The 7454-nt window shown below is 63.5% G+C and carries 7 protein-coding genes and 3 pseudogenes; 1 reads left to right on the forward strand and 9 read right to left on the reverse strand.

The features are described 5' to 3' along the window. The 6 genes and pseudogenes from AC1DY5_RS34615 to AC1DY5_RS34640 form a co-directional block, all read right to left on the reverse strand. A partial coding sequence (locus AC1DY5_RS34615; protein WP_478118890.1) for an alpha/beta fold hydrolase occupies positions 1 to 880 on the reverse strand: 880 nt, incomplete at its 3' end. Positions 881 to 1065: 185 nt separating this feature from the next. Then, positions 1066 to 1449 (reverse strand): oxidoreductase, encoded by a 384-nt coding sequence (locus AC1DY5_RS34620; protein WP_478118900.1) that lies wholly within the window; start codon positions 1447 to 1449, stop codon positions 1066 to 1068. A 41-nt stretch (positions 1450 to 1490) separates the two neighbouring features. Continuing rightward, positions 1491 to 1829 (reverse strand): annotated as a pseudogene (locus AC1DY5_RS34625) (oxidoreductase); the annotation flags it as partial. Then, positions 1769 to 2194 (reverse strand): annotated as a pseudogene (locus AC1DY5_RS34630) (hypothetical protein); the annotation flags it as partial. The pseudogenes AC1DY5_RS34630 and AC1DY5_RS34625, both read right to left, overlap by 61 nt. After that, entirely contained in the window at positions 2119 to 4533 is a 2415-nt protein-coding gene (locus tag AC1DY5_RS34635) for an alpha/beta fold hydrolase (protein WP_478118893.1), read from the reverse strand. The gene AC1DY5_RS34635 and the pseudogene AC1DY5_RS34630, both read right to left, overlap by 76 nt. A 2-nt stretch (positions 4534 to 4535) precedes the next feature. Continuing rightward, the gene (locus tag AC1DY5_RS34640; protein ID WP_478118896.1) at positions 4536 to 5195 is read right to left on the reverse strand and encodes a DsbA family oxidoreductase; all 660 of its coding nucleotides are present in this window, start codon (positions 5193 to 5195) and stop codon (positions 4536 to 4538) included. 89 nt (positions 5196 to 5284) lie between these two features. On the opposite strand from AC1DY5_RS34640, the gene AC1DY5_RS34645 reads away from it, so the two are divergent. After that, positions 5285 to 6214: a LysR family transcriptional regulator gene (locus AC1DY5_RS34645; protein ID WP_478118897.1), complete on the forward strand. Its 930-nt coding sequence runs from the start codon at positions 5285 to 5287 to the stop codon at positions 6212 to 6214. A 32-nt stretch (positions 6215 to 6246) separates the two neighbouring features. Here the strand turns inward: AC1DY5_RS34645 and AC1DY5_RS34650 are convergent, their stop codons facing one another. The 3 genes and pseudogenes from AC1DY5_RS34650 to AC1DY5_RS34660 form a co-directional block, all read right to left on the reverse strand. Beyond that, entirely contained in the window at positions 6247 to 6555 is a 309-nt protein-coding gene (locus tag AC1DY5_RS34650; RefSeq protein ID WP_478118898.1) for a YceI family protein, read from the reverse strand. A 14-nt stretch (positions 6556 to 6569) separates the two neighbouring features. Beyond that, positions 6570 to 7019 (reverse strand): YceI family protein, encoded by a 450-nt coding sequence (locus AC1DY5_RS34655; protein WP_478118902.1) that lies wholly within the window; start codon positions 7017 to 7019, stop codon positions 6570 to 6572. 249 nt (positions 7020 to 7268) lie between these two features. Beyond that, positions 7269 to 7454, reverse strand: a pseudogene (locus tag AC1DY5_RS34660) (glucose-6-phosphate isomerase); the annotation flags it as partial.

Raw genomic sequence — 7454 nt, forward strand, 5'->3', positions numbered from 1 at the left:
ACCTTGATCCATGCAGGAAGGGAAGCAGAACTTCGAGCAAGCCGGTCGGATTTTCCTCCGCCACATAGTGGCCGCAGTCTGGTATGACTGCCGAGATCAGACCCGGCGCGGCTGGCCTCAGAACATCGCCCATCTTGTGGCCCATGGCACTTGCCCCCCCGATGGCGAGCACTGGCATGCGAAGCGGCACTTCCGCTGCGACTTGATTCTGCTTTGCCGATTCGAAAATCGAGCGGTAGTAGCCCAGGGCGGCGCCCCAATGGCCTTCTCTCGCATACATGCGAGCGTAGAAGTCGATATCAGAGGGGGTGAAGGCGCGATCCAGAAGACTTGATTTGCTGCGAAAGAACCATTCCAGGAACTCCCGCTCCTTGCCCCTCACGAGCAGCTCAGGCAATTCGGGCAGGAAATTGAATGTGAAGTGCCAGGTGCCCGAGAATGTTTCCGGCGCAAGCCTGTAAGCGGTCGGTGGCGTAAGGCCTGGAACGGCGGCATCGATGAGCGCGACACGGGGAAAGCGCTCCGGAAGCTTGGCAGCGAGTGCGTAGCCGATCCATGCGCCGACATCGAAGCCGACGAGAAGGGCGTTGCTGATAGACAGGACGTCAAGGAGATCGACAATCTGCTTCGCGACCGACGCAGTGTCGTATCCACACGATGGGGGTCCACTGTCGCCAAGTCCCGGTGGGTCAATGGCCACGACGCGGAAGCGCTCCGCGAGAGCCGGCATGATCTTTCGAAAGCAGTACGACGATTGTGGCCACCCCGGCAGCAACAGGACGCATTGCCCTGCGCCTCCTTCCGTCACGCGCAGCGACGCACCATCGGTTGCAATATCGCGGTGAGAGAAGTCGTGAAAACCTGAGAGCTGCGCACGCATGAGTGATCCGTCCTTTGGCAATCGGCGCCAATGCGTCACGGCGCTGGCGAACCCGTCTATTGTTGATCGATCGAACAATTATAGGCTGGCGCTGTGCCTGTTGTCGACGCGCCGCTCGCCCTTCGTATGGGCGGGGCATGCAAGATTCCCCCCTCTGACCGGCTGGCCGCTCCCGTCCGGCGTGGTCAAGCCGCGGCCATGCGGCCGGACCACGCCGGGTAGTCGGTATAGCCGTGCGCCGTCCCGCCGAAGAGCGAGCCGCCCTCGAAAGTGGCCTGGGGGAGGCCTTCTTCAAGGCGGCGGGGGAGGTCCGGGTTCGCGATAAAGGGGTGGCCGAAGGCCACGAGGTCAGCGTATCCCTTGTCCAGCACCCATTCCGCACGTGCGGTGTCGTACTTTCCCGCCACGACGATCGGGATCCGGAACCGTTCGCGGATGGCCCGCCTGAACTCTTCCGTGAAATGGGGGGCATCGTCCCAGTCCGCCTCGACGAGATGCAGGTAGGCAATGCCCTTGGCCTGCAGGTAGTCGGCCGCCTCCAGGATGGTCGGAAGGATATCCGGGTGGATGCCATGCCGCGTGCGGACGCGTCGGTGCGCGTGTTGGAGGTGGTGCGCAGGAACTGGTCGACGAGGTAGCCGTTGGCGCCGTGGACCTCCACGCCATCGAAGCCCGCGTCAATGGCATTGCGGGCCGCACGGCGGAAATCCTTGACGATGTCTTCGATGTCTTCACGCGTGAGAGACCCGGGGGGTGGGGCAGGCCACCATGCCGTCCTCCGCCGGTGGTGGGGTCGACCTTCCAGATCGTGCCTTCGAACGGAACGGCCGATGGGGCAACAGGCCGGGCGCCATCGTGGAAATCCGGATGCGACATGCGGCCCACGTGCCACAGCTGCAGAAAGACCCGGCCCTTGGCATCGTGCACGGCGCGGGTGACCTGTCGCCATCCGGCGACCTGTTCCGGGCTGTGAATACTGGCGTCAAAGAGTAGCCCTTGCCCTGCGGCGAGATCTGGGTGGCCTCGGTCACGATCAAGGCGGCCGAGGCGCGTTACGCATAGTACTCGGCGTTCATGGCATTGGGGATGTCTCCAGGTTGCGTGCTGCGCGAGCGTGTCATAGGGGCCATGACGACCCCCGATGGGAAGCCTCGTGGCGGCCGAATCGGACCGGGGTGAACAGTTTGGCGGTGACTGGCATGTTTTTCTTGTGTTGAATGGATCGTGGCTCGAACTGGTCAGGCCTTGGCCAGCGTCTCGTCCAGCCAGTCGAAGATGGTCTGGTGCGCCCGATACATGGCCCCCATGTGGCAATGCTCGCCGGCCCCTTCTGCCGCTGTCAGCGTCACCAGGTGCTTGGGTGACTGAAGTGCGGCATGGATGGCCTGTGGCTGCCCTTTGAGAAACTGGTCGTTCTCGGCATCGAGCACCAGCGTGGCGGCCTTGATGTCGCGGGCGACGTCGGCCAGCGTATAGCGTTTGCTCATGCGGACGAACGCGCTGGGCGAGGACGTGCCGAAGGTCCACATGCCGTTCTGCATCGCCCATCGGGCGCCGGTCGTGCCGGCCATGATCATTCGCAGAACCGCGTCGGCGTCGCCATCCTTTTGGTCGTGGATCCAGGACAGGAGGAAGGGAGGCAGCATGTGTTCGAAGGCCGCATGGAAGTCCAGGATTCCGTCGTCCAGAATGATGGCGGCAGGGCGATGATCGAAGGCGGCCGCGCGCGCGACCAGATAGCCTCCCAGGCTGTAGCCGAACAATGCGATCTTGTCGGCATCCACTTCCTTGCGCGTCAGGGCAAAGTCGACGACCGGGGTGATCACCTTTTCCCAGTCGTGGCGGAACGTGAGCTTCGATTTCCGGAGCGCGGCGCCTTGGCCGGGGCCGTCGAACGCGAGCACGTTGTAGCCGCGGCGCAGTGCCGCAGCACCGACCGCGACATACGACTCTTCCTGCGTCGAATCGAAGCCGTTGTTGTAGATGACGGTCGGCCGCGGCTCGCCGGATTTGTCGGCCAGGAACAGGTAGCCGGGCAAGGTGGTGCCTTCATAGGGGATCTCGACGACCTCGAATGGCGTGTGGAGCAGTTGCCCGGCCTGGATGAAGGTCTGCGTCGAGCGGCCGGACAGCCGGGCGACGTCTTCGTCGTCCACCGGCTGGGCTCGCTTGAAGAACTCCGCGGTTCGATAGTAGTTCGAGGCTCGGAAGAATGCTTCGCGGGCGCTGACACGATGTCCCGCAGCCAGCGAGCTCTCGCCGATCTTCGCCGCACGGTCGGCGGTGGCTTCCCACTGTTTCAGCCATGCGGCCTCGTCGCCTTCGGGGATGGCGCGGGCGGTCACGATGACCTCGCCGAGGTCGGCGCCGCCGTAGTTGGCGAAGCCTGCGGTGCGCAGGGTTTCAAAAGAAAAAGACTCGTCTTCGAACAGAAACTTCACGGATGTTCTCCTGGGTGCAAGTGGAAAGAAATGAGGGGTCGGGTTATCTCGCGGCGACGGACCGGGTTTCTTGGAACAGAAGATGATCGCCAATGCTTTTGCCGCGGTCTCGCAGATGCCTGCCGACAGCAAGCTGTTGCGGCTCCCAACGGGCCAGTGCCTGGTCCGGATCGTCGGGGTCGGTGTTGAGTGCCGCCAGCAGCGAAAGCGCATTGGCGGCGGCTTTCGAGGTGCTGGCAGCCGTATGTGGCGAGGGATCGAGGCGGCATCGCCGATCAGGATGACGCGCCCGTCGACCATGCGATCCACCGCAAGATCGCGAATCGCCTGGGCAAAGGGCTGTTGCGTGGCCTGGACCACCGCACGGAATGGTGCCGGCAGCAGTTCGTCGGCCTCGCGATAGACGTGCTCCCGCCACCCATTGCGAAGTGCTCCCTCGGGAATCGAGTAGCCCCGGTAGAGGCCGTCGGCGTCGGTCATGATGTCGTGCAGTTGCACGTTGTCGGCGACACGGTACCAGACCCAGTTGTAGAGGCGATGACCCGGGCGCGTATCGTTGCCATTGCCAGGCACGAGATATCCGAGGATGTGCGACCCGCAGTTGTTGGCGAACCCGAAGTCGCCGTGCAAGGCGATGCGGGCAGCCTCCGGCATCTCGTCTTCGGGCACCAGGCCGCGCCATGCCAGGTACCCAGCATAGCTGGGCGCCATCTCGGGCCAGATCAGATGCCGAACGGTGGAGGTGCCTCCGTCGGCGCCGACGAGGAGGTCGCCGGTCTCTTCCACGCCATCCTCCAGGATGGCCGTCACTTGCCGGTTCTTCTCCCGCCAAATCTCGATCAGCTTGCTGGCTTGGTGATAGTGTTCCTCACCGAAGGCGCGGCGCAAGGTCGTATAGATCAAGGACCACGATGTTTGTGTCTGCGGTGCCAGATGCTTGCTTTGAACGGTGCCGTCCGGGCGGAACACCGTTCGGGCCTGCGACGGGACGCCGAGTTCGAGTTGCCGGATGTCGATGCCCGATTGCTGAAGCGCTTCGATGACTTCGGGCTGAAGGACGATACCGCCGCCACGACTATCGAGATCACGCGGCGATCGTTCGTAGATGTCGACCGTCCATCCGGCGCGGCGCAGCAGGTTGCCGACGAGCAGTCCGGCGAGCGAACCGCCGATGACCAGCGCGCGTCGCTGAGGTGTGGCCTGAATGCCCATGCCTATGCCCCTTGACCGTCCGTGGCGGTCGCAGTCAGATGGGCCGCCGCAATCGCCTCACGCAGGCGCTGGGACGATTGCGCCCCGGTGAGCACGGTGCCCGCGATGTCGAAATGGGGCACGCCACGAATTCCGCGCGTCAGGCCCGCCTGCTCCAATTGACGGACCTCGTCGTTCGCCGCGCCGCTGGCAAGGAAGTCGTCAGCCTGGGCCCTGTCGATGCCGGCGGTGGCGGCAAGCGCGGCCAAGACGTCCACGTCCCCAATATTCAGGCCTTCGGAGAAGTAGCCCCTCAAGATGGCTTCCACGACGGCGCGCTGTCGCCCCTCCTGCGCAGCCAGCCATGAAAGCCGGTGAGCGGCAAAGGTATTCGGCGTTCGAAGGATTCGGGCGTAGTCGAAGAAGACTCCTTCGGCTGCGCCGGCGGCGATGGTGCCTTTATCCAACTCTTGCGAGCGCCGCCAGCTTCCGAACTTCAGTGCGCGGTATGTCCTGCGGTCCATGCCTGTGACGGGCATGTCCGGATTGAGTTCATACGGCAGCCAGCGGACGATGACCTCGATGTCCCTGGGAAGTCCGTCGATCGCCTGGAACAGGCTGCGGTTTCCCAGCAGGCACCAGGGGCAGATGAAGTCCGATGTGACGTCGATGGAGATGGGCATGATGACCTTCGCTTTGACGCACTTTAATTCGTGGCGGATGAGGTGATAATCTGTCGAATTGAATTAAGTGCGTTGCGAAAATCGCAACGATGGACATGGACGCATTCGCCGCACTCAGGGCATTCGTGGCCGTCATCGAGGAAGGCGGGTTCGCACCGGCTGGCCGGCGCATGGGGGTTGCCACGTCGTCGGTCACCCGTCAGGTCGATGCGCTGGAGGGCAGTCTCGGCACGCRGCTTCTCAATCGGTCGACGCGAAGCGTGACCTTGACCAGCATGGGCGAGAGCTATCTCGAGCACGCGATCCGCATCCTGGGCGACCTGGAAAATGCCAATCTCGAGGTCAGTGAGGCAGCAGGTCCACCTCGCGGATTGCTGCGGGTGAGCCTTCCTGTCGCGTTCGCGCGCCTGCACATTGCGCCAGTGATCCCCGCATTCGCCAGGCTGTATCCGGGCGTTCGTCTCGACCTCGCCATGTCGGACGACATCGTCGACCTGGTCGAAGAGCGGATGGACTTGGCGATCCGCCTGGGCAGCGTCGAGATCCCGAGTCTCGTGGCGAGGAAGATCGCACCGCACCGGAGACTGGTTTGTGCGAGTCCGGACTATCTGGGTCAGTGGGGGGAGCCACAGTCGCCGGCAGATCTTGTCGGTCGCAATTGCCTGACCTTCTCCTACACCAGAGGCAACAGCGTTTGGCGGTTCTCGGGACCCTCGGAGGAATCTGTTCGTGTCAGTGGCAATCTGCGCGCGAACAGTTCCGAGGTCTTGCGAGAGGCGGCGATCGGGGGAATGGGCTTGATTCTGATGCCGAGCTGGCTTGTCGGCGCCGACATCGAGGCGGGACGGCTGCGCGTCGTCTTGCCTGAATGGGAGGCTGGTCTCGGCGGAAATGGTGGAGCCATCTACGCGGTCTACCAGCCGAACCGCCGCTCCTCGAAGAAGGTCCAGGCGTTCATTGACTTCCTTGTCGAACGCTTCGGTTCTCCACCCTATTGGGACGTGCGGGGCAGCGCTTGAGTGTCGCCCTCTCGCCATTGAATCGATGAACATCACCCTCCGACAACTGCGCTTTTTTTTGTGCCGTCTATAAGCTTCGCAGCTTCACCATGGCTGCCGAGGCGACGCGTGTCGATGGAGGCGGTCTGTACGGCGATGTCGACCCGGCCGGTCTTTGCCGCCGTGTCAAGCATGATGCTCCCGGAGGACTGAGTGAACATGCCGCGGTGCATCGAGAAGCCGAAATGGCTGATCTCGAAGCGGGGATAGGTATGCTGGGAATCGACCACATCCTGCGGTGCCGCGCAGGCGGCACTGGCGCCAAGCAGAGCAGACAGCAGCAGGGGAAGCGCTTGTTTCATGGTTCTGGGGTGGTTCAAGAGTCGGCGAGAGCCAGGAGAAAGCGGATCACAACGTCGTCGGCGACCACACTCACATCCGACCAGGGCCCGGCGCCGATGCCGAAGGCCAGTCGCTTGACGGGAATGGAGCCCTCGATCGCGGTGACCTCTCCCGACCGCTTGGCGGTGAATGCAGCGACCACATCGCGGCTGACTCCCTTGATGACCAGCTTGCCGGGCGCCTCGTACCTTCCACCGCCGAGCGATCTGGCGCCGGCTGCAGTGAACACCGCCTTGGCGAATTGCGGGGCATCGAACCAGTCGCGGCTTTGCAGATCGCGGCTCCAGCCGGAATCTCCGAGTTCGAGACTGGCGATCTCGACCTCGACGCGGATGGACGCCAGGCATCGGCCAGCGGCGTACCCACCTTCATGGCGTCCGCCTCGGCGGCACAGCGTGTTGTCGCGGACACGGCCGGCTTGAATTCAGCTTCAAGCAGACGGGTGTTCCCGGCGCGGGCTCGAAGTGATGAGCGTTGCGGATCGTCCAGCGATGCCTTGATGTCCATGTCCGTGCCCTTTGAGAAGTGGAGGGGTCATGGTCGAGGCTTCATTGAAGGGCAAGAGAACTTCTCAAATGATGAGAAGTTGCCGGGTATATCCCCGCGTGGACCGGTGCTGTCGCGGGACCGCTGAGGAATTCGCTGGAAGCTGCGACCACTTCGCGGCGCGGGCTCAACTACGCACGCGCTTCATCAGCCCGGCGGTCGAGGCGTCCAGGCCCTGCGTGTCGCCGCTCTCCAGGCGCGGCAGCAGGTCGCTGCACAGCGCCTTGCCGAGCTCGACGCCCCACTGGTCGAAGCTGTTGATGCCCCACAGCGCACCGCTGGTGAAGACGCGGTGCTCGTACATGGCGATCAG

The organism is Variovorax sp. P4_D9 (assembly GCF_056401695.1).

What these genes read in the sequence shown, in the direction of transcription:
- AC1DY5_RS34635 (WP_478118893.1), bottom strand. Translation starts at nt 4,533, where the DNA reads ATGGGCATTCAGGCCACACCTCAGCGACGCGCGCTGGTCATCGGCGGT.
- AC1DY5_RS34640 (WP_478118896.1), bottom strand. Translation starts at nt 5,195, where the DNA reads ATGCCCATCTCCATCGACGTCACATCGGACTTCATCTGCCCCTGGTGC.
- AC1DY5_RS34650 (WP_478118898.1), bottom strand. Translation starts at nt 6,555, where the DNA reads ATGAAACAAGCGCTTCCCCTGCTGCTGTCTGCTCTGCTTGGCGCCAGT.